This window comes from Xanthomonas euroxanthea (assembly GCF_900476395.1).
In the GTDB taxonomy this organism is placed as follows: domain Bacteria; phylum Pseudomonadota; class Gammaproteobacteria; order Xanthomonadales; family Xanthomonadaceae; genus Xanthomonas; species Xanthomonas euroxanthea.
Window position 1 is genome coordinate 122,359 of record NZ_UIHB01000004.1, and the last position, 21,906, is coordinate 144,264.

Below are 21,906 nucleotides of genomic sequence, written 5' to 3' on the forward strand. Positions count from 1 at the left end.
CATGATCCGACGGTCCACGTTTTCCGCGCCTGCGCGCCTGATTGCCCTCATGCTGGTCATGGCGTTCGTCGTCACCGGCTGCCACCGCGGCGCCAAGGACAAGAATCCCGACGAGGGCATGCCGGTCGAGCAGCTCTACGGCAAGGGCCACGACCTGATGGAGAAAGGCAACTGGGCCGGCGCCGAAGCCAGCTACAAGCGCCTGATCGCCCAGTACCCGTATGGCCCGTACACCGAGCAGGCGATGATCGAAACCGCCTACGCCCAGTACAAGGCCGGCAAGCACGACGACACCGTCTCCAGCGTCGACCGCTTCATCCGGACCTACCCGACCCATCGCAACATTTCGTACCTGTATTACCTGCGCGGGCTGGCCAACAGCAACCGCGACACGGTGTTCCTGCGCCGCGTGTGGTCGCTGGACCCGAGCCGCCGCGACCTGTCCTCGCCGCAGCAGGCCTACAACGACTTCAACACCGTGACCGACCGCTACCCGAACAGCCGCTACGCGCCGGATGCGCGCAAGCGCATGATCGAGCTGCGTGACGTGTTCGCCCAGCATGAACTGGACAACGCGCTGTATTACTTGCGCCGCAATGCCTGGGTGTCGGCGGCCGGTCGCGCCAACTACCTGCTGGAAACCTATCCGCAGAGCGCCTACCAATACGACGCGGTGGCGGTGCTGGCCGAGGCCTACACCCACCTGGGCAACAAGACCCTGGCCGCCGATGCCCGCCGCGTGCTGGAGCTCAACAGCCCGCAGCATCCGTGGCTGACCGGCAATTGGCCGAAGTACCCGTGGGCCATCCGCAAGCTCAACCCGTTCGCCGGCGAGAAGTCCGCCGCCACCGGTCAGCGCAATGCACAGATGAGCCGCGACTGAGCGATCAGCCGCCGGTGTGATGAGAAGGGGCCGCAAGGCCCCTTTTCTTATTGCGGCAATACGGATGCGGCAACGCGCCTGTGGCGATGGCACGGCTGATTGCCGCAGGCGCTTGCGGTGCCTGACGACAGCCAGGCTCAATCGAGCGACAGATCGACCTTTCCCGCACTACGGACGTGCACGCTTGCACGCCACGCGTCCTCGCACCGCCGAGCGCGCTTGCGTTCACCTCGCCAGACCTGGCACCAGGTCACCGAACCGCGCCTGCGCGCTGCCTATACTCGGCCTCGGGAAGATCATTCCCGCTGACGCCCGCCAGGAGGCCGCATGTCCCGCCGCATCGTCCCGTTCATGCTTGGCCTGCTGCTGGCGGCAATGACCACCACCGCCAGCGCGGCTCCCATCGTCTACGGCGTCAACGCCCACGACAGCCGCTCCGCCTACCCGATCGCCCAGGCCGAGGCCCGCTTCAAGCTGCTGGCCGCGCGCAATCTGCGCAGCTACCGCTTCGATGTGGACCCGCGCGATTACGCCACGCTGGATGCGCTGGTCCCGCTGGCGCGCAAGTACGGCATCACGCTGCGCCCGATGGTGTACCCGATGTCGCGCGAGATCGGGTACCAGCTGGCGCGTCGCTATGCGGCCAACATCAAGGTCTGGGAGATCGGCAACGAACAGGATCTGGTGCGCGCCGAGGCCGATGCCCGCATCGCGGCGATGACCACGATGTACCTGGGCATGCGCCAGGCCTCCAACGAACTGGGCGCCGGCCTGCGCTTCAACATCAACATCACCGCCTGCAACAGCGACGACCACAGCGCCAACGCACGCTGCCCGGGTGACCGCAATGGCTCGCTGTGGTTCCTGGCCAAGGCCAAGGCGGCCGGCTTCAACTTCGACCACATCAGCTTCCATTACTACGCCTTCCACCAGGACGCCGGCTACTGGAGCACGTTGTATCTGGGCCAGCTGCGCACCGCCGCGCAGACCTACAAGACGCCGGTGTTCTTCAACGAGCTGAACTGTGCGGAGATCTACACCGGCAATACCACCGGCGGTGCGGAAGGCGACCGCGGCTGCTACGACAGCCTGGCGCAGCTGCTGCGCAACGTGCGCGACAACTACGCCGACGTGGTGTCCGAGGTGAACGTCTACGAATTGCTGGACCAGACCAGCATCGAGGGCGCCGAAGGTCATTTCGGCCTGATGTACGACCTGACGCGGCCCAAGCCGACCCTGGACCTGCTCACCCGCTTCGCCCAGGCGCCGGCCGCCGCGGCAGTGGCTGGCGCACCGGGCTACCGACCGCAATAGCCAATCGGGCTACTGGCCAGAATACCCATTGGTGATCGGGTAACGCCGCTCGCGACCGAACGCACGCCGCGACACCTTCGGCCCGGGCGCGGCCTGGTGGCGCTTCCATTCGTTGAGCCGCACCAGCCGCAGCACGTGTTCCACCGTATCGGCGGCGTAGCCGGCCGCGACGATGTCGTCGCGCGACTGTTCCTGGTCGACGTAGCGATACAGGATCCCGTCCAGCACATCGTAGGGCGGCAGCGAATCCTGGTCGGTCTGGTTGTCGCGCAACTCGGCCGAGGGCGGGCGCGAAATCACCGCCGGCGGAATCACCGGCGCCCCGCCTACGGTATTGCGCCACTTGGCCAGGCCGAACACTTCGGTCTTGTAGAGGTCCTTGAGCGGGGCGTAGCCGCCGCACATGTCGCCGTAGATGGTGGCGTACCCCACCGCGTATTCGCTCTTGTTGCCGGTGGTCAGCAACAGCCCGCCGAACTTGTTGGACAGCGCCATCAGGATCACCCCGCGGCTGCGCGACTGCAGGTTCTCTTCGGTGATGTCCGGCTGGGTGCCTTCGAACATCGGCCCCAGCGCGGCAAGCAGCCCTTCGAACGCCGGCTCGATCGCGATGGTTTCCAGCTTGACGCCCAGCGCGCGGCATTGCTCGTCGGCCAGGTCGTTGGACAGATTGGCCGTGTAGCGCGACGGCAGCCGCACCGCGGTGACGTTGTCGCCGCCCAGCGCGTCGACTGCCATCGCCAGCACCAGCGCCGAATCGATGCCGCCGGACAGGCCCAGCCAGACCTTGCTGAAACCGTTCTTGCGGCAATAGTCCTGCAGCCCGCGCACCACGGCGCGCCAGGCCAGCGCATCCATGCTTTCGTCGCCGTCGTCCACCCACACCACCGGAGTGAAGCTGCGCTCGCCGGCGGCGTAGTCCACCACCAGCCACTGATCGACGAACGCGGCGGCGGCCGGATGCACGGTGCCGTCGCCATCGGCCACCACCGAGGCACCGTCGAACACCAGCGCATCCTGCCCGCCGACCACGTTGAGATAGGCAATCGCCGCCCCGCTCTCACGGGTGCGCTCGGCCAGCAAGGCATCGCGCTGCGCATGCTTGCCGCGCTCGTAGGGCGAGGCGTTGGGCACCAGCACCAGCTCGGCGCCGGCCTGCACGGTCCTGGCCAACGGCTCGACAAACCAAAGGTCCTCGCAGATCACCAAGCCCACCTGCACGCCCTTGACCGTGACCACGCAGTCATCGCCATCCGGGTCCACGTCGAAATAGCGGCGCTCGTCGAATACCGCGTAATTGGGCAGCTCGCGCTTGCGGTACGTCGCTTCGATGCGCCCGTCGCGCAACACGCTGGCGGCGTTGTAGACCACGCTGCCGGCACTCTGCGGCCAGCCGACCACCGCCACGACCCCGCGCGTGCTGGCGGCGATGCGCGCCAGCGCTTCCTCGCAATGGGCCAGAAAACCGGGCCGCAGCAGCAGATCTTCCGGCGGGTAACCGCTGATCGCCAGCTCGGGAAACAGCACGATGTCCGCATCGAACTCATCGCGCGCTGCCGCGATGAAGTCGATGATGCGATCGGTATTGCGCGCCACGGCACCGACCGGAAAGTCGAACTGCGCCATGGCAATGCGGAGCGTCTGGGACATGTCAACGGCCTTGTGCGTGTGTTTTCCGAAGCACGGAAGCGGAAAGGGAGAACGAGCCGCAAGCAGACCTCGCGCGATCATCTCGCAGACGTCGTCGCCACTCGCCAGCACCGCATTATTCCAGAAGCGCAGCACCTGGAAGCCCTCGCGGCGCAGGAAAGCATCGCGCGTGGCATCCGCACCCGGCAGCAGGTGCTGGCTACCGTCGATTTCGACGATCAACGCCCGGGCGAGGCAGACGAAATCGACGATGTAGGGCCCGATGGGGACCTGACGCCGGAATTTGAAGCCGAGCAGACGCCGATCTCGCAACCGATACCAAAGCGCGCGCTCGGCGGCGGTCATCTCACGACGCAGGCGCTTGGCGAATCCGGTCTTGGCGGCGTGGCGCATCGACATTCTCGGAAGGAGGATGGCCACGGTGACCGGTTCCGCCCGGGTGGCGCCATCGGTGTCGATGGCGCTTTGGCGTGGGAGATCGCCGCGCGGGAAGCGCCCTCACCCCTACCCCTCTCCCGCAGGCGGGAGAGGGGATGTCGCTGCCGGCGGGGGCTTGGGCAGCGGCATTTGCCTGACCTCGGTGTGCTCCGTCGATTTGCCGGAGAACGACACACCTAGCGTGCTTGAGAACATGATCGGGCTCTTGCTCCTGCTCCTGCTCCTGCTCCTGCTCTTGCTCCTGCTCTTGCTCCTGCTCTTGCTCTTGCTCCTGCTCCTGCTCTTGCTCTTGCTATTGCTCTTGCTATTGCTCTTGCTATTGCTCTTGCTATTGCTCTTGCTATTGCTCTTGCTCTTGCTATTGCTCTTGCTATTGCTCTTGCTGTTGCTGTTGCTCTTGCTCTTGCTGTTGCTCTTGCTGTTGCTCTTGCTGTTGCTCTTGCTGTTGCTCTTGCTGTTGCTCTTGCTCTTGCTGTTGCTGTTGCTCTTGCTGTTGCTCTTGCTGTTGCTGTTGCTCCCTTCTCCCGCCTGCGGGAGAAGGTGCCCGAAGGGCGGATGAGGGCATGCTTCCAAACACCCACAAAAAAGGCCGCCCGAAGGCGGCCTCTCTGACGCTCACACGCTTGCGCGCGTGGCGTGCTTACTTCACCAGCGCAGCAATCGCCGCACCCAGATCGCCCGGCGAACGGACGGTCTTGACGCCAGCGGCTTCCATCGCCGCGAACTTGCCTTCGGCAGTGCCCTTGCCGCCCGATGCGATCGCACCGGCGTGGCCCATGCGCTTGCCGGCCGGCGCCGAGGCACCGGCGATGAAGCCGACGACCGGCTTCTTCACGAACTGCTTGATGTACTCGGCGCCAGCTTCCTCGGCGTCGCCACCGATTTCGCCGACCATGATGATGCCTTCGGTCTGCGGGTCTTCGTTGAACAGCTTGAGGCAGTCGACGAAGTTCAGGCCGTTGATCGGGTCGCCACCGATACCGATGCAGGTGCTCTGGCCCAGGCCCACTTCGGTGGTCTGCTTGACCGCTTCATAGGTCAGGGTGCCCGAACGCGACACGATGCCGATCTTGCCCGGCTTGTGGATGTGGCCCGGCATGATGCCGATCTTGCACTCGCCCGGGGTGATCACGCCCGGGCAGTTCGGCCCGATCAGCACGGTGTCCGGATGCGAGCGGGTCAGCACGTTCTTGACGCGCAGCATGTCCAGTACCGGGATGCCTTCGGTGATGCAGACGATGACCTTGATGCCGGCCGCAGCCGCTTCCAGGATCGCATCGGCCGCGTACGGCGGCGGCACGTAGATCACCGACGCGTCTGCGCCGGTGGCCTTGACGGCATCGGCCACGGTGTTGAACACCGGCAGGTCGATATGCGTGGTGCCGCCCTTGCCCGGCGTCACGCCGCCGACGACCTGGGTGCCGTACTCGATCATCTGAGTGGCGTGGAAGGTGCCCTGCTGGCCGGTGAAGCCCTGCACGATCACCTTGGTGTTCTTGTTAATCAAAACGGACATGGATAGTTCCTTCGGTGTCGTGAATCAGGCGGCGTTCTTGACAGCTTCGACGACCTTCTTGGCACCGTCGTTGATGTTGTCGGCCGGGATGATGGCCATGCCGCTGTCGCGCAGCAGCTGCTTGCCTTCTTCCACGTTGGTGCCTTCCAGGCGCACCACGACCGGAACCTTGACGCCCACTTCCTTGACCGCCGCGATGATGCCCTCGGCAATCATGTCGCAGCGGACGATGCCGCCGAAGATGTTGACGAAGATGCCTTCGACCTTGTCCGAGGACAGGATCAGCTTGAATGCCTCGATGACGCGCTGCTTGTTGGCGCCGCCGCCCACGTCCAGGAAGTTCGCCGGCTCGCCGCCGTTGAGCTTGATCACGTCCATGGTGGCCATGGCCAGGCCGGCGCCGTTGACCATGCAACCGATGTTGCCGTCCATGGTGACGTAGTTGATGTCCAGCTCCGACGCAGTCACTTCGGTCTCGTCTTCCTGCGTCTTGTCGCGCATGGCGACCAGCTGCTTCTGACGGAACGCGGCGTTGTCGTCGCTGTCGAACTTGCCGTCCAGCGCGTACAGGTTGCCATCGTCCAGGATGGCCAGCGGGTTGATTTCAACCAGCGCCAGGTCCTTTTCGTTGAACAGGCGATACAGGTTCACCATGATGCTGGCGAACTGGCCGGCCTGCTTGGCGGTCAGGCCGAGCTTGAAGCCGAAATCGCGGCCGTGGTAGCCCTGCACGCCTTCGACGAAATCGACATTGAGCGAGTGGATCAGCTCCGGCGTCTCGGCGGCGACCTGCTCGATCTCCACGCCACCCTCGCTGGAGGCGATGTAGGTGATGGTCTTGGTGCCGCGGTCGACCAGAATCGACAGGTACAGCTCCTTGACGATCTCGCCGGCGGTGGTCACCAGCACCAGGTTGATCGGCAGCTCGACGCCGGCGGTCTGGTAAGTGGACATCTTGGTGCCGAGCATCTTGGCCGCTGCGGCCTTCACGTCGTCGGTGGTCTTGCAGAACTTGACGCCGCCAGCCTTACCGCGACCGCCCGCGTGGATCTGCGCCTTCACCATCCAGGGGCCCTTGCCCAGGGAATTGGCGACTTCAACCGCTTCGTCCGGGGTCGCCGCGACCTTGCCGGCCGGAACGGGGATGCCGTACTCGGCAAGCAGCTGTTTTGACTGGTATTCGTGGAAATTCATGCGTCACCGTGGGAAAAGGAAACGACCGCTGCGTGCAACGCAGACCGCCAGGGCGGCACGTCAAGAGACGCGAACGGGCCGCCTATTGTGGCCGACCACGCCGTGCGGCGCAAAAGTCGGCCCGAGTGCCCCGCCGCTGGCGGCGCTTGCGTCCAGCCCGGCACTGTGCGCAAGCGCTGCGTGGGCCGCGCACCTGCCTATACTCGCGGCTTGCGCCCGCGGGGAATCGGTTTGCCATCCAGCCCATCGCTTATCGACCGGATCCAGTCCGCGCCACAGCGCGAGCTGTACTTCTTTTCGCTGTACCGGGTGCTGGTGGCCGGGCTGATCGCCGCACTGGTCTTCAGCCCCCTGTCCGACGCGATCCCCGAGCCCCGCTACCCGCGCCTGGCGGCCGGCGTGGCGATCGGCTACCTGGCGATGGCCATCCCGCTGCTGTTCCGCGGCCGCAACGAGCGCCGCCTGACCGCCACCGTGCTGTGCGCGGTGATCGCCGACATCCTCGCCGCGACGCTAGCCACGCATGCGCTGCCCGGCGCCAGCGCCGGCATCGCGATGATGCTGCTGTTCAATGTCGCCGCCGCCTCGATCCTGCTGCGCCTGCGCTATGGCATGAGCATTGCCGTGCTCGCCAGCGCCGCCACCGTGCTGGAGTACCTGTGGACCGTGCTGGAAGGCGGCGGCGCCACCCGCCCGATCGCCGAACTGGCGATGTTCGCCACCAGCTATGTCGCAGTGGCCTTCATCTGCGAACAGATCGCCTCGCGGGCGCGCCGCAATCAGGTGCTGGCCGAGGAGCGCGGTGCGCAGGTCGCCAATCTCTACGAGATCAACGAGCTGATCATCCGCCGCATGCGCACCGGCGTGCTGGTGGTCGATACGCACAACCGCATCACCCTGGCCAACGAGGCGGCGCTGGCGCTGCTCGGCGATGGCGACCAGCGCAACGCCCCGGTCGACCTGTCGCTGGCCGCGCTCACCCCGGAGCTGGCGCGCCGCCTGCAGCGCTGGCGCAGCGGCTGGCGCCAGGAAGAGGCCCCGCTGCAACTGGGCGCCGACCGCCCGGAAGTCCAGCCGCGCTTCGTGCGCCTGCTCGCCGACAGCGACCTGGTACTGGTGTTCCTGGACGATGCCAGCGTAGTGTCGCGGCGCGCCGAATCGCTCACCCTGTCGGCGATGGGACGCTTTTCGGCCAGCCTGGCGCATGAGATCCGCAACCCGCTGGCGGCGATCAGCTACGCCTCGCAATTGCTGGAAGAATCCCCGGACATCGGCGATGCCGACCGCCGCCTGCTGCAAATCATCCACCAGCAATGCCAGCGCACCAACGGCATCGTCGAAAGCGTGCTTGCGCTGGCCCGGCGCGAACGCGCCAACCCCGACAACCTGGACCTGGCCGCGTTCGTGCGCCGCTTCGTGATCGAGTACCGGCAGACCCTGTCAATGGAAACCGACATCCTGGAAGCGAGCATTCAAGGCGCGTCCGTGCATGCCCTGGTCGACCCCAAGCACCTGCACCAGATCCTGACCGCGCTGGTCCACAACGCACTCAAGTACGGCCGGGTGATGGACGAGCCGGCGCGGGTGAAGCTGCGCGTCGAACGCCTGGAGCGCATGGCGGTGATCGATGTCATCGACCGCGGCCCCGGCATCCCGGAGACGGTGGCCGCACAGCTGTTCCGCCCGTTCTACACCACCTCCGAGCACGGTACCGGGCTCGGCCTGTACATCGCCCAGGAGCTGTGCCGCGCCAACCAGGCGCAACTGGACTATGTGTCGGTGCCGGGCGGCGGCGCCTGCTTCCGGATCCTGTTGCAGGGGCCTAACAGTCTGCTCGGGAAATGAGCGGGATCGTTGCGTCACGCCTGCAGCAAGCCCATGGCGCATCTGCCTGCAACGGCGCTGCATTCGTGTATCTGCGGCCAGCCGCTACGCTTCGTGCGTCCCGCCGCGCCCGTTGTTTGATCATGTGAATCGTTAGGCCCGCACTCGGCCGGCAATTGTCGACTGTCATCGCCCTGGGCTATCGTGCGCCACATGAACGAACCGAAAAGTGCCCTGGTTGTCGATGACGAGCGTGACATTCGCGAACTGCTTGTTCTCACCCTGGGCCGGATGGGCCTGCGCATCAGCACCGCCGCCAACCTGGCCGAAGCGCGCGAGTTGCTGGCCAACAATCCCTACGACCTGTGCCTGACCGACATGCGCTTGCCCGACGGCAACGGCATCGAACTGGTCACCGAAATCGCCAAACACTATCCGCAGACCCCGGTGGCGATGATCACCGCGTTCGGAAGCATGGACCTGGCGGTGGAAGCCTTGAAGGCCGGTGCCTTCGACTTCGTCAGCAAGCCGGTGGACATCAGCGTGCTGCGCGGCCTGGTCAAGCACGCACTGGAATTGAACAACCGCGACCGCCCTGCGCCGCCGGCGCCGCCGCCGGAACAGGCCAGCCGCCTGCTTGGCGATTCCAGCGCGATGGAAAGCCTGCGCGCCACCATCGGCAAGGTGGCGCGCAGCCAGGCGCCGGTCTACATCGTCGGCGAATCGGGCGTGGGCAAGGAGCTGGTCGCCCGCACCATCCACGAACAGGGCGCCCGCGCGGCCGGCCCGTTCGTGCCAGTCAACTGCGGCGCCATCCCCGCCGAACTGATGGAAAGCGAGTTCTTCGGCCACAAGAAGGGCAGCTTCACCGGCGCGCATGCCGACAAGCCCGGCCTGTTCCAGGCCGCGCATGGCGGCACGCTGTTCCTGGACGAAGTGGCCGAACTGCCGCTGCAGATGCAGGTCAAGCTGCTGCGCGCGATCCAGGAAAAATCGGTGCGCCCCGTCGGCGCTTCCAGCGAGTCGCTGGTGGACGTGCGCATTCTCTCGGCCACCCACAAGAACCTGGGCGACCTGGTCTCCGATGGTCGCTTCCGCCACGACCTGTACTACCGCATCAACGTGATCGAACTGCGCGTGCCGCCGCTGCGCGAACGCGGCGGCGACCTGCCGCAGCTGGCCGCGGCGATCATCGCGCGCCTGGCGCACAGCCACGGCCGCCCGATACCGCTACTGACCCAGTCCGCGCTCGATGCGCTGGACCGGTACGGCTTCCCGGGCAACGTGCGCGAGCTGGAAAACATCCTCGAACGCGCCCTGGCCCTGGCCGAAGACGACCAGATCAGCGCCACCGACCTGCGCCTGCCCGCCCACGGCGGCCACCGGCTGGCCGCCACCCCCGGCAGCGCCGCCGTCGAACCGCGCGAAGCCGTGGTCGACATCGACCCCGCCTCGGCCGCCCTGCCCTCCTACATCGAGCAACTGGAACGCGCAGCGATCCAGAAGGCGCTGGAAGAAAACCGCTGGAACAAGACCAAGACCGCCGCGCAGCTGGGCATCACGTTTCGGGCGTTGCGTTACAAGTTGAAGAAGTTGGGGATGGAGTAGAAGGGCCGGGAATGGGGAATCGGGATTGGGGAATCGTAAAAGCGAGTTCGCTGCGTTCGCTCGTCCTGAATGCTTCGTTCTGACCTCTATGTCTTCTTGAGCATTGAAGACGGCATTCATGGCCTGATGCTGTTCTCACCATAAAAAACGGCGCTCCTCTTACGAGGAAGCGCCGTTTTTTTGGCCTTCGCAGCTTTGCCCAGTCTCAAAACCGTCGAGCAAAAGCTTGGGGGGAAAAGGATTACCGCTGTAACCAGCTTCTCCGATTCTCCAATCCCGATTCCCGATTCCCGGCGCTCAGTCCTTGGTTACGCGATTGATCTCGGCCAGACTGGTCACCCCATGCGCGGCCTTGACCAGCGCCGACTGGCGCAGGTCGCGGATGCCGATCTTCTGCGCCGCCTCGGCGATCTGCATCGCGTTGCCGCCTTCCAGCACGATCGCGCCAATCTCGTCGGTCATCGGCATCACCTGGTAGATACCGGTACGGCCCTTGTAGCCTTCGGTGCACTCGTCGCAACCGACCGCCTCATACAGTTCGATACCGGCAGCGAGCTGCTCTGCAGTGAACCCTTCCGCCAGCAACGCATGCTCGGGCAAGGTCGATTTGCGCTTGCAGTTGTTGCACAGGCGCCGCGCCAGACGCTGCGCAATCACCAACGTCACCGATGAGGTGATGTTGTAGGGCGCAATACCCATGTTCATCAAACGCGCGATGGTCTGCGGCGCATCATTGGTGTGCAGCGTGGACAGCACCATGTGACCGGTCTGCGCGGCCTTGATCGCGATCTCGGCCGTTTCCAGGTCGCGGATTTCGCCGACCATGATGATGTCCGGATCCTGGCGCAGAAACGAGCGCAACGCCGCCGCGAACGTCATGCCGCGCTTGTTGTTCTGCTGCACCTGGTTGACGCCAGGCAGGCGGATTTCGACCGGATCCTCGGCGGTGGAAATGTTGCGCGTCTCGTCGTTGAGGATGCCCAACGCCGTATACAGCGACACCGTCTTGCCCGAACCGGTCGGCCCGGTCACCAGCACCATGCCGTACGGCTTGTGGATCGCCTCCAGGAACAGCTTCTGCTGGTCCGCCTCGTAGCCCAGCTTCTCGATGCCCAGCTTGGCCGCGCTGCCGTCCAGGATACGCAGCACCACCTTTTCGCCGAACAGGGTCGGCAAGGTGCTCACGCGGAAGTCGATCTGCTTGGTCTTGGACAGGTTGAGCTTGATGCGCCCGTCCTGCGGCACCCGCTTTTCGGCGATATCCAGCTGCGACATCACCTTCAGACGCGCCGCGATGCGCTGGTTCAGCTTTACCGGTGCCTTGGCCACGTTCTTCAGCAAACCGTCGATCCGCAGCCGCACCCGGTAGTCGTCTTCATAGGGCTCGAAATGGATGTCGGAGGCTCCCCGCCGGATCGCATCCACCAGCACCTTGTTGACGAACTTCACCACCGGCGTGTCGTCGCCCTTGGCATCAACCCCGGAATCCCCGCCGGCGCCCATGTCCTCGTCCCCGGCCGACACGTCCAGGTCGCCCATCCCCTCATCGTCGTCACCGAGCGACGAGCCAAGCGCCGCATTGCTGGCTTGCCATTGCTCCAGGGTACGACGGATCTGGTCCTCATCGACCAGGATCGGCTCGACCACCAGGTTGGTGTGGAACTTGATATCGTCCAGCGCCCTGGTCTGGGTCGGGTTGCTCACCCCCACGAACAACCGGTTGCCGCGCTTGAACAGCGGCAGCACCTGGTACTTCTGGAGCAACTCCTCGCTGACCAGCTTGATGGCATTCTGGCTGGCGTCGAATACCGACACGTCCATCAAAGGCATACCGAACTCGACCGCGTTGGCCGCTGCTAGCTGGGATGCAGTGACCAGTTTTTTTTCTGCGAACCATTGCGGCAAGGGCACCTTAGCCGACGACGCCTGATCCATTGCAGCTCGTGCAGCAACCTCTTCCAAGACGCCGTCTTGGACCAGACGTCTTGCTATCCCAGTGATACCGACTAGGTTTAAGGAGCCTGCGTTCATTATTCCTCGCATTTATCGAGCGATCACGACGAAGCACAATATCATTAAGGGCAGTGACCTTGACCAGACTTGAAACCACGAATAGCGTCGCAGGTAGTACCCGTATTCAGCCAACTCAGCTGAGCACTAGTGCTCGCGGGATTATCAACAATAGTAAGATATTGACCGGTCTGGAGGTTGGTAGCGCCAGTTGTCGCAACAATAACGCCGTCGATAATTGAAAATGGACGAACAAGATTCTTAGTTGGGACCGGGGAAACGACTGGTACACCGTTGAGACCCGCTGAGCAACCAATTAATGTCTGCCGTTCGTCAGCGCAAGCTGCAATAGCCGACCTGTAGGCTTCAAGCTCAACCATTGCTGCAGCAGCTCTGGTTCGGGAAATGTAGTGGTGATACTGCGGTAAGGCTATTACCGCCAGTATTGCGATGATAGCGACAACTATCATCAACTCGATCAAGGTAAAACCCTTGTCCTGCCGCATACATACCTCCCGAACGGCTTCACACACCCTAAATAGAGTTGGAGCGAGAGCTGCACAAAGAAAGAAACTTAATGCCCAGCATCTATAGCATATCAACTCACCTGACTAACCAGCCGCTAGAGAACACTAACCCGCATAGTGGACAGCAAAAAATCAAAAAAAAAAAACTTAAATAATAAGACACGGCCCCGATTGATCCGGGACCGTGTCTAGTCCTCGACCTTAAAATAAGGCCAAGAGCGACAGATTAAGGACAGCCACCCTGACCCGGCTTGAAACCGCGAGTCGCATTACAGGAAGTACCGGTATTTAACCAGGTGATCGTGGCACCGTTAGCGGTAGGAGCGAGAACATAAGTCAAGTTTGCACCACCGCTACTGGCAGTAGCACCAGTTGTAGCCGTAATCACGCCGTTCGTGATACTCGTGATACCAGTCACATTCTTGGTCACTGGGAAGGCAGCGGTCGTGATTGCCGGAATGCCATTAGTATTTGCATCGCAGCCAGTAGCAGTCTGGGTTTCCGCAATGCAAGCACTAACAGCGGAACGGTAACCAGCAAGTTCAGCGGCGGCGCCAGCAGCGCGAGCACGCGAGACATAGTCTTGATACTGCGGAATTGCGATAGCGGCCAAGATCGCGATGATAGCCACGACGATCATCAATTCGATCAATGTAAAGCCTTGCTGCATCTTCTTCATTGTGTATCCCCTAGAGAGATTATTGGAGTTTCGAGACCGCGCCTCGAGCTGTAGAACGGCTTGCCTTATGCGCAGATTGTAGCTAAGCAGGATGTGTGCCAAGTGGAGAACCGTCGCCCCAACATCCTTGTAGCAGATGATGCACTAGTTCCAGACAGCCCTACACCCTTTAGGCACCCGTTCTGCGATGTACTAGTCAGCAAGACCAAGTTGGTCACAACGTGACAAATACGGGCAGTATCGTTTGCGCTTTGAGCCCTCGCCTGACGTCGTAGTGCAATCGTGCTTAGAGTAGCGGAAAGAGGTACCATCGCCGTATTGCTCGCCTGGGGAAGGCGAATTGGGGACTAGACATGGCAGCAATACGAGGCACTCTTAAAGGTAAGCCTAGCGGCACAGTCAACCAGCTATCTACTTTTGTCTGGGAAGGCGCAGATCGCCGCGGCGTGAAGATGAAAGGGGAGCAGAGTGCCCGTAACGTGAACTTGTTACGGGCGGAGTTACGACGCCAGGGCATCACCCCCAGCGTGGTGAAGCCCAAACCAAAGCCACTGTTTGGCGAGGCCGGCAAGAAAATTACGCCAAAGGACATTGCCTTCTTCAGTCGGCAGATGGCAACAATGATGAAGTCAGGGGTGCCGATCGTTGGTGCGTTGGAAATCATTGGAAGCGGACATAAGAACCCACGCATGCGCAACTTGGTTGGACAGGTGAGGACTGACATTGAAGGCGGCTCATCCCTGTACGAATCCTTGAGTAAGCATCCCGTTCAGTTCGACGAACTCTATAGAAACCTCGTAAAGGCAGGCGAAGGCGCGGGCGTCCTTGAAACTGTCCTTGATACCGTTGCGACTTATAAAGAGAATATTGAAGCATTGAAGGGGAAGATAAAAAAAGCACTCTTTTATCCAGCAATGGTCATTGCCGTAGCAATTATCGTCAGCGCAATTCTCTTGGTATTCGTAGTGCCTCAGTTTGAAGATGTATTCAAAGGCTTTGGTGCCGAACTACCAGCGTTCACTCAGTTGATCGTTTCTGCATCACGCTTCATGGTTGCGTACTGGTGGCTAATGCTTTTTGTAAGCATTGGTTGCGTAGCGGGGTTTTTGTACGCATTCAAACGCTCATTGCGACTACAGCACCTCGTGGATAGACTGACCCTTAGAGTGCCTATCATTGGTCAGATCATGCACAACAGCGCGATTGCGCGCTTTTCAAGAACTACAGCAGTTACCTTCAAGGCAGGTGTACCCTTGGTAGAAGGTCTTGGCATAGTCGCCGGGGCGACTGGCAATGCTGTCTATGAAGATGCAGTCTTACGTATGCGAGACGATGTCTCGGTCGGATATCCGGTCAATATGGCCATGAAACAAGTCAATGTATTCCCACATATGGTCATTCAGATGACTGCAATTGGCGAAGAAGCCGGTGCGCTGGACACAATGCTTTTCAAGGTGGCCGAGTATTACGAGCAAGAAGTGAACAATGCTGTAGATGCACTGAGTAGCCTGCTTGAACCTTTGATTATGGTCTTTATCGGAACTCTAGTCGGCGGTATGGTCATCGGCATGTATCTACCAATCTTCAAACTTGCTTCGGTGGTCTAGTCAAGTATGGCATTTCTCGACCAGCATCCCGGCCTCGGCTTTCCCGCCGCGGCCGGACTGGGACTGCTGATCGGCAGCTTCCTGAACGTGGTGATCCTGCGCTTGCCCAAGCGCATGGAGTGGCAGTGGCGGCGCGATGCGCGCGAGATCCTGGAGCTACCGGATATCTACGAGCCGCCGCCGCCGGGAATTGTGGTGGAGCCATCGCACGACCCGGTCACCGGCGACAAGCTCAAGTGGTGGGAGAACATCCCACTCTTCAGCTGGCTGATGCTGCGCGGCAAGTCGCGCTACAGCGGCAAGCCGATCTCCATCCAGTACCCATTGGTCGAGTTGCTCACCTCGATCCTGTGCGTGGCCAGCGTCTGGCGCTTCGGCTTCGGCTGGCAGGGCTTCGGCGCGATCGTGCTGAGCTGCTTCCTGGTTGCCATGTCGGGCATCGACCTGCGCCACAAGCTGCTGCCGGACCAGCTGACCTTGCCGCTGATGTGGCTGGGCCTGGTCGGCTCGATGGACAACCTCTACATGCCAGCCAAACCAGCCCTGCTGGGTGCGGCGGTGGGCTATGTCTCGCTATGGACGGTGTGGTGGCTGTTCAAGCAGCTCACCGGCAAGGAAGGCATGGGCCACGGCGACTTCAAGTTGCTGGCCGCGCTCGGCGCCTGGTGCGGGTTGAAAGGCATCCTGCCGATCATCCTGATCTCCTCGCTGGTCGGCGCCATCCTCGGCTCGATCTGGCTGGTCGCCAAGGGCCGCGACCGCGCCACCCCGATCCCGTTCGGCCCCTACCTGGCCATCGCCGGCTGGGTGGTGTTCTTCTGGGGCAACGATATAGTCGACGGTTACCTGCACTTCGCAGGCCTGCGTTGATCGGGGCACGACGATGAGCGACTTCATCGTCGGCCTCACTGGCGGCATTGCCTCCGGCAAGAGCGCCCTCGCCGCCGAGTTCGAGAGGCTGGGCGTGCCGGTCATTGATGCGGATGTAGTTGCGCGGCAAGTGGTGGCGCCGGGGCCAGTTCTCGACGCCATCGTCGCGCAGTTCGGGGCCGAGGTTTTGCTCACCGACGGAACGCTGGACCGCCAGACCCTGCGCCAGCGCGTCTTTGCAGATACCGCGCAACGACGAGTGCTCGAAGCCATCACCCACCCAGCCATCCGCAGCGAACTGCAGCGCGCAGCGCTGGCTGCACTGGCTCCGTACGCCATTGTCGCCATCCCCTTACTCGCCGAGGCCGGCGGGCGGGCGGGCTATCCCTGGCTCGATCGCATCCTCGTCGTCGACGTGCCGGTCGCCTTGCAACACCAACGCCTGATGCAGCGCGACGCAGCGACGGCCGAGTTGGCCGACCGCATGATTGCTGCGCAAGCGACGCGCGAGCAACGGCTGGCCATTGCCGATGATGTCGTCTGCAATGACGGCGTGTTGGAACAGTTGACGCAGGCGACGCATAGATTGGACGCCGACTATCGGGCACGGTCCGACCGTTAGGCCATCGCGCATCGGTAGTCGCTTATGCACTAGGCATAATAGGTAGATCGCTTTTCCGCTCAGACCTAGTTGCAGTATCTGCTGCAGAGCGCCGAGGGTGCACTGAGGCGATCGCAGAAGCAGCGCAACGCTAGCCCCTAGCGGTCATGCTTGTACGATAAGCTCTTACGGCGCAGGCACGACCACGATGACCTGCAGACATTCTCCAAGGAGTTGGACGCGATGCAGGACCTGCAGATGCGAGCCCCGGGACACGGGAGCAAGTGGTTCGGAATGCTGTTGGCCATCGCGGTGACGTGTGTTTCCGTCATTCCCACGATACAGATTGCTTATGCATATGACTCAGCCGTTTGCAATGCAGGAACGCTCTTATGCGATCAGGGCCAGGCATATCTCAATGCTATAAAGGAAGGAAACGAAGCAATCTGCATTGGCGAAGGAACATTAGCCGCTGTAAATACTCATGCCAGCTTAGTTCTCGACCTAGCCTATGATCAGCGCTACCAAGCAGTCGTTCAGTGCTATAGACCGTTTGATAACTACACCGGTGAATCTCGCTTAGGCGAGAGCTTTTACCACGCAAAATGCACTGCCAGACCGACATTCGCTCCTGCTGGCGGCAGCACTGGCAAAGTCTGCCAGGAGGGCTGCGAATACACGGTAAGCAACAATGGCGGGCTGCCGATCGCCACGCCTAACGGCGCAGTCTGCGCATCCCCTCCCCAGATCGATCCCGGCAAGAACAACGGCTGTTGCGACGCCACCACCGGGCCAACCACAGCTGGCAACCCCGCGAACGTGTTCACCGGGGCCAAACTCGAAACCGCAGTCGATTACCGCGCTCCTGTTGGACATCTGGAGTTCGTACGCTATTACAGCAGCGCAGCTGGCTTGCAGCCCGTTACCGCACTCGGTTCCACGTGGCGGCATAGCTACGCACGTGCGTTGACGGTGGCCGATGCAGCAACCGTGGTCCTGACCCGTCCCAGCGGCAATTTCTACACCTTCAAGAAGTCTGCCAGCGGGACCTGGACGCCCGACTGGGACGTGCGCGAAGTGCTGACCGAACTCCTCGACACCGGCGTGCGGAGCGGCTGGCAAGTCACCACTGCAGACGATACGCAAGAAACCTTCGGCCCCGATGGCAAACTGACCGGCATGGCCTATCCGGATGGCGAGCGACTGACGTTGACCTATGCCGGCACGCAATTGCAGTCGGTGCGGGACCTGCGCGGCCGGCAAATCGTGTTTGCCTACCAAGCCGGCAGGCTCGCCCAGGTCACGCTACCCGATGGTGCAACCCTCGGTTATGGCTATGACACCCAAGGGCGCTTGAGCTCGGTGGCCTTGCAGGCGGCAGGAGCATCGGCCTCCTCGACGGTGGCCAGTTATGGATATGGCGATTCACGCTTTCCGGATGCGCTGACGACACATCGCGATGCACAAGGCCAGGTCTATGCGTCATGGAGCTACGATGCGCAAAAACGTGTGACCCGCAGCGTGCATGGCAATCCGGCAGGAGCGATCGACCAATTCACGATCGCCTATACAGGCACCGCCTCTACCGTCACCACGCCATCAGGAAACACCATCACGCGTACTGGCCTGTCCAAGCTCGGCCAGGCCAAGGTGGTCGCAGTCCAGGGGCTGTGCCCGGAATGCACGAGCGCATCGTTCCAGTCCCGCAGCTATGACGGGAATGGCTATCCCGATCTGGAAGTCGATTTTGCCGGCGTCTCCACCGACTGGGCTTACAACTATCGCGGTCTCCTGACCAGCAAGATCGATGCCGCCAACGATACGGCCGGCCGCAAGCGCACGGTACAAACCGATTGGCACGCCAGCTTGCGTCAACCCGTAGACCGCCGCAGCTATGACGCCGCCAATGCGCTGGTGGCCAGGACAACCTGGGCCTACAACGCCAGAGGCCAGGCACTGACCATCTCGCAACTCGACCCAGCTGGAAGTCCCTCCCGGGTTGTTACGCAACGTTATTGCGAAGAAGCCGATATCGCCACCGGCACCTGTCCGCTGGCGGGCGTACTGCTCTCCAGCGATGGCCCGCGCAGCGATATCGCCGACAGCACGCGCTACAGCTACTACCTCAGCGATGATGCGAGCTGCGCTGCAACACCAACGACCTGTGCGCATCGCAAAGGCGACCTATGGAAAGTCACCAACGCCCTCGGCCGCGTCACCGAATACCTCGCCTACGACGGCGCCGGCCGCCCGCTGTCCATCAAGGACACCAACGGCATCGTCACCGACTACACCTATCACCCGCGCGGTTGGCTGACCGCCAGCAAGGTGCGCGGAAGCGATGCGTCCAGCGAGGCCGATGACCGCATCACCCGCATCGACTACTGGCCCACCGGCCTGGTCAAGCAGGTCACCCAGCCCGATGGCGCGTTTACCGTCTTTACCTACGATGCGGCGCATCGGCTGACCGATATCACCGATAACGCGGGTAATACCGTCCACTACACGCTGGACAACGCCGGCAATCGCGTCAAGGAAGACACCCAGGACGCGGCCGGTACGTTGAAGCGCACGCTCTCGCGCGTTTACAACCAGCTGGGGCAACTGAAGACGCAGGCCACCGCGGCCAGCGACCCCACCGACTTCGAGTACGACGCCAACGGCAACGCCACCAAGGTGACCGATGCGCTGGCAGCCGCAACGCAGAGCGAATACGACCCGCTCAATCGCCTCTCGCGCACGCTGCAGGATGTGGCCGGCATCAAGGCCAACACCACCTTCGACTACGACGCGCTGGACAACCTCACCAAGGTCGCCGACCCCAAGGGCCTGGATACCAAATACGAGTACAACGGCTTTGGCGATCTGGTGAAGCTCACCAGCCCGGATACCGGCGTCACCAGCTACACCTACGACAGCGCCGGCAACCGTGCCACCCAGACAGATGCGCGCGGCAACACCACCGCCTACGGCTACGACGCGCTCAATCGCCTGACCAAGGTCACCTACCCCACCACCAGCCTCAACGTCACCTACACCTACGACGTGACCCAGACGGCCTGCGCGAGCGGGGAGACCTTCTCCATCGGCCGCCTGACCAAGATGCAGGACGGCGGCGCCATCACCCAGTACTGCTACAACCGCTTTGGCGATCTGGTGCGCAAGGTGCAGACCAGCAACGGCAAGGCGCTGGTACTGCGCTACGACTACGCCGTCGGCGGCCAGCTGCGGCGGATGACGTATCCCGACGGGGCGGTGGTCGATTACGTGCGCAACACCCAAGGCCAGACCACCGAGGTCGGCGTGACCCCGGCCGGCGGCAGCCGGCAGGTGCTGCTGGGCAATGCCATCTACTACCCATTCGGCCCGGCTGCCGGTTGGACCTACGGCAATGGCCGCACCCTCGCCCGCCAGTACGATCTGGACTACCGCCCGCAGGCGATCCAGGACACCCGCGCGGGCGGGCTGGAAGTGGGCTTCGGCTTCGACCCGGTTGGTAACCTCACCGCACTGACACCCGCTGGTAATTCCACGCCGGAGATCGGCCTGGACTACGACGCGCTGGGCCGCCTGACCGGCCTCAAGGACGGCAGCACCGGCACCCTGATCGATGGCTACAACTACGACGCTACCGGCAACCGCCTCAGCGCCAAGGTCGGCACGGCCACGCAGGCCTACACCTACCCGGCCGACAGCCATCGCCTCAGCGCGGTGGCCGGCCTGGCACGTACATACGATGCCGCCGGCAACACCACCGCCATCGGCGGCACCGCCCGCCAGTACACCTACGACACCACCGGCCGCATGACCCAGGCCCGCCGCGCCGGCGCGGTGACCATGAACTACCGCTACAACGGCCGTGGCGAGCAGGTGCGCCGCTTCCTCGGCACCACCAACACCTACACGCTCTATGACGAAGTCGGCCACTGGCTGGGCGACTACGACAGCAATGGCGCGCCCAAGCAACAGGCGATCTGGCTGGACGATCTACCGGTCGGCCTGCTGGCCAACGCCAACACGCTGCACTACATCGAACCCGACCACCTGGGCAGTCCGCGTGTGGTCATCGACCCCACCCGCGATGTGGCGGTCTGGACGTGGAGCTTGAAGGGCGAAGCCTTCGGCAACACTGCGCCGAATCAGGATCCTGATGGGGATGGTGCGGCACTGGTGTTGGATATGCGGTTTCCGGGGCAGCGGTACGATGCGGCGAGTGGGTTGAATCAGAACTACTTTCGGGACTATGAACCTAGTACCGGGCGGTATGGGCAGAGTGATCCGATTGGCTTGAGAGGTGGCATCAGCACTTTTGGATACGCATTGCAGACTCCTTTTGTCCACATGGATTTTTATGGCTTGGCAACTTGGAAGGGCTCTACTTTTGGAGTTGGTGTCGGGGCAGGAAAGTTCGGCTTGAACATAGACTTCTATCAAGTCACTTCCCCCTGTCCGGGTGGCGGACTCGCATCTGCCTATGTGATGGCATTCGGAGGCGCAGGTGGATTAGGGGCACCAATTTCAATGGCTGGTTCGCAAGTAGAACTCACCGACTCCAATGATGTGCCAGACCCTGATGTATTCAACGGTCCTTATGCGAAATTCTCTGCAGGATCAGTTTCATTTGGTTTGGGCTATCAGATGTATCAAAAAATATCGATTGGCGGAGCTTGGTGGAACTTCGGCGCTGGAGCTGAAAGCACAGGATGGCATCAGAGCCAAGGCGGATTTGACGCCACTGTTTATGGCGCTGCCGCAGGCAATGCCGTTGTTATCCAGCAGAAAAAATGTTCATGTGAAGCGCAATGAAGCTGACTTATATACTAGCGATGCTTGCAGGTGGATTTTTTCTTGGGCTAGGGGGCCTGATTCGATGGGGATCGTTCTTGGCTGCACCTCAAGCGAAGCCTTTCCGATCAGCATGGGACAAGAGAGGTTTGATAATGGCAATTGCAGGCGCGTCGTGGATGATCCTTGTTACGGTAATTTACGAATCACTTCGCTAGCGTTCTAGTTCTGTATGTCAGTAAAAATGAGCTATTCAATTGCTAATAGAAGTATCTATGTCTAGCCGCTGTGGCGGCTAGACATAGGCAAGACTAATGTCGTCAAACAGTTGACATCCCAAGCAACCAGTAGCAATCTCCGCCTCAAGGAGCGTAGAAACTCCGTGCATAGCGGTACCCAC

At 62.1% G+C, this 21,906-nt stretch carries 15 protein-coding genes and 1 pseudogene; 9 read left to right on the forward strand and 7 right to left on the reverse strand.

The annotated features are described in order from the left end of the window. Position 1 precedes the first annotated feature (1 nt). Positions 2-883, forward strand: coding sequence for an outer membrane protein assembly factor BamD (locus CPBF1521_RS12985; RefSeq protein ID WP_104583641.1), 882 nt, complete (start codon positions 2-4; stop codon positions 881-883). A gap of 327 nt (positions 884-1,210) precedes the next feature. Then, positions 1,211-2,197, forward strand: a complete 987-nt coding sequence (locus CPBF1521_RS12990; protein ID WP_115677257.1) for a glycoside hydrolase family protein — start codon at positions 1,211-1,213, stop codon at positions 2,195-2,197. Between the two features lie 9 nt (positions 2,198-2,206). On the opposite strand, the gene CPBF1521_RS12995 is transcribed toward CPBF1521_RS12990, so the two are convergent. Both CPBF1521_RS12995 and CPBF1521_RS21575 read right to left on the reverse strand, forming a co-directional pair. Next, positions 2,207-3,847: an NAD+ synthase gene (locus tag CPBF1521_RS12995; protein WP_201798635.1), complete on the reverse strand. Its 1,641-nt coding sequence runs from the start codon at positions 3,845-3,847 to the stop codon at positions 2,207-2,209. Between the two features lie 39 nt (positions 3,848-3,886). Continuing rightward, positions 3,887-4,240, reverse strand: a pseudogene (locus CPBF1521_RS21575) (endonuclease domain-containing protein); the annotation flags it as partial. A 375-nt stretch (positions 4,241-4,615) separates the two neighbouring features. On the opposite strand from CPBF1521_RS21575, the gene CPBF1521_RS21825 reads away from it, so the two are divergent. Beyond that, positions 4,616-4,897, forward strand: coding sequence for a hypothetical protein (locus CPBF1521_RS21825; protein WP_353961344.1), 282 nt, complete (start codon positions 4,616-4,618; stop codon positions 4,895-4,897). A gap of 28 nt (positions 4,898-4,925) precedes the next feature. On the opposite strand, the gene sucD is transcribed toward CPBF1521_RS21825, so the two are convergent. Beyond that, positions 4,926-5,801 (reverse strand): succinate--CoA ligase subunit alpha, encoded by an 876-nt coding sequence (gene sucD, locus CPBF1521_RS13005; RefSeq protein WP_047124757.1) that lies wholly within the window; start codon positions 5,799-5,801, stop codon positions 4,926-4,928. 24 nt (positions 5,802-5,825) lie between these two features. Beyond that, positions 5,826-6,995 (reverse strand): ADP-forming succinate--CoA ligase subunit beta, encoded by a 1,170-nt coding sequence (gene sucC, locus CPBF1521_RS13010; RefSeq protein WP_016901264.1) that lies wholly within the window; start codon positions 6,993-6,995, stop codon positions 5,826-5,828. Between the two features lie 231 nt (positions 6,996-7,226). Between sucC and CPBF1521_RS13015 the strand changes: the two genes are divergently transcribed. Further along, positions 7,227-8,840, forward strand: coding sequence for a sensor histidine kinase (locus CPBF1521_RS13015; protein WP_104544483.1), 1,614 nt, complete (start codon positions 7,227-7,229; stop codon positions 8,838-8,840). Positions 8,841-9,032: 192 nt separating this feature from the next. Continuing rightward, positions 9,033-10,427 (forward strand): sigma-54-dependent transcriptional regulator, encoded by a 1,395-nt coding sequence (locus CPBF1521_RS13020; protein ID WP_180496733.1) that lies wholly within the window; start codon positions 9,033-9,035, stop codon positions 10,425-10,427. Between the two features lie 297 nt (positions 10,428-10,724). Here CPBF1521_RS13020 and pilB read toward each other — a convergent pair whose 3' ends face one another. From pilB to CPBF1521_RS13035, 3 genes are all read right to left on the reverse strand, one after another. Then, entirely contained in the window at positions 10,725-12,458 is a 1,734-nt protein-coding gene (pilB, locus tag CPBF1521_RS13025) for a type IV-A pilus assembly ATPase PilB (protein ID WP_181901227.1), read from the reverse strand. Positions 12,459-12,502: 44 nt separating this feature from the next. After that, entirely contained in the window at positions 12,503-12,943 is a 441-nt protein-coding gene (locus tag CPBF1521_RS21785; RefSeq protein WP_115677261.1) for a pilin, read from the reverse strand. Between the two features lie 247 nt (positions 12,944-13,190). Beyond that, positions 13,191-13,643 (reverse strand): pilin, encoded by a 453-nt coding sequence (locus CPBF1521_RS13035; RefSeq protein WP_115677262.1) that lies wholly within the window; start codon positions 13,641-13,643, stop codon positions 13,191-13,193. 353 nt (positions 13,644-13,996) lie between these two features. On the opposite strand from CPBF1521_RS13035, the gene CPBF1521_RS13040 reads away from it, so the two are divergent. The 4 genes from CPBF1521_RS13040 (at position 13,997) to CPBF1521_RS13055 (ending at position 21,527) form a co-directional block, all read left to right on the forward strand. Beyond that, positions 13,997-15,250, forward strand: coding sequence for a type II secretion system F family protein (locus CPBF1521_RS13040; RefSeq protein ID WP_115677263.1), 1,254 nt, complete (start codon positions 13,997-13,999; stop codon positions 15,248-15,250). 6 nt (positions 15,251-15,256) lie between these two features. Beyond that, positions 15,257-16,120 (forward strand): prepilin peptidase, encoded by an 864-nt coding sequence (locus CPBF1521_RS13045; RefSeq protein ID WP_115677264.1) that lies wholly within the window; start codon positions 15,257-15,259, stop codon positions 16,118-16,120. A 13-nt stretch (positions 16,121-16,133) separates the two neighbouring features. Beyond that, positions 16,134-16,742, forward strand: a complete 609-nt coding sequence (gene coaE / locus CPBF1521_RS13050; protein WP_115677265.1) for a dephospho-CoA kinase — start codon at positions 16,134-16,136, stop codon at positions 16,740-16,742. A 222-nt stretch (positions 16,743-16,964) separates the two neighbouring features. After that, entirely contained in the window at positions 16,965-21,527 is a 4,563-nt protein-coding gene (locus CPBF1521_RS13055) for an RHS repeat-associated core domain-containing protein (RefSeq protein ID WP_181901237.1), read from the forward strand. Positions 21,528-21,906: the final 379 nt, after the last annotated feature.

What these genes read in the sequence shown, in the direction of transcription:
- CPBF1521_RS21785 (WP_115677261.1), bottom strand. Translation starts at nt 12,943, where the DNA reads ATGCGGCAGGACAAGGGTTTTACCTTGATCGAGTTGATGATAGTTGTC.
- sucD (WP_047124757.1), bottom strand. Translation starts at nt 5,801, where the DNA reads ATGTCCGTTTTGATTAACAAGAACACCAAGGTGATCGTGCAGGGCTTC.
- CPBF1521_RS13055 (WP_181901237.1), top strand. Translation starts at nt 16,965, where the DNA reads ATGCAGGACCTGCAGATGCGAGCCCCGGGACACGGGAGCAAGTGGTTC.
- CPBF1521_RS12990 (WP_115677257.1), top strand. Translation starts at nt 1,211, where the DNA reads ATGTCCCGCCGCATCGTCCCGTTCATGCTTGGCCTGCTGCTGGCGGCA.
- CPBF1521_RS13045 (WP_115677264.1), top strand. Translation starts at nt 15,257, where the DNA reads ATGGCATTTCTCGACCAGCATCCCGGCCTCGGCTTTCCCGCCGCGGCC.
- CPBF1521_RS13020 (WP_180496733.1), top strand. Translation starts at nt 9,033, where the DNA reads ATGAACGAACCGAAAAGTGCCCTGGTTGTCGATGACGAGCGTGACATT.
- CPBF1521_RS12995 (WP_201798635.1), bottom strand. Translation starts at nt 3,847, where the DNA reads ATGTCCCAGACGCTCCGCATTGCCATGGCGCAGTTCGACTTTCCGGTC.
- CPBF1521_RS13035 (WP_115677262.1), bottom strand. Translation starts at nt 13,643, where the DNA reads ATGAAGAAGATGCAGCAAGGCTTTACATTGATCGAATTGATGATCGTC.
- CPBF1521_RS12985 (WP_104583641.1), top strand. Translation starts at nt 2, where the DNA reads ATGATCCGACGGTCCACGTTTTCCGCGCCTGCGCGCCTGATTGCCCTC.
- CPBF1521_RS13040 (WP_115677263.1), top strand. Translation starts at nt 13,997, where the DNA reads ATGGCAGCAATACGAGGCACTCTTAAAGGTAAGCCTAGCGGCACAGTC.
- sucC (WP_016901264.1), bottom strand. Translation starts at nt 6,995, where the DNA reads ATGAATTTCCACGAATACCAGTCAAAACAGCTGCTTGCCGAGTACGGC.
- pilB (WP_181901227.1), bottom strand. Translation starts at nt 12,458, where the DNA reads ATGAACGCAGGCTCCTTAAACCTAGTCGGTATCACTGGGATAGCAAGA.
- coaE (WP_115677265.1), top strand. Translation starts at nt 16,134, where the DNA reads ATGAGCGACTTCATCGTCGGCCTCACTGGCGGCATTGCCTCCGGCAAG.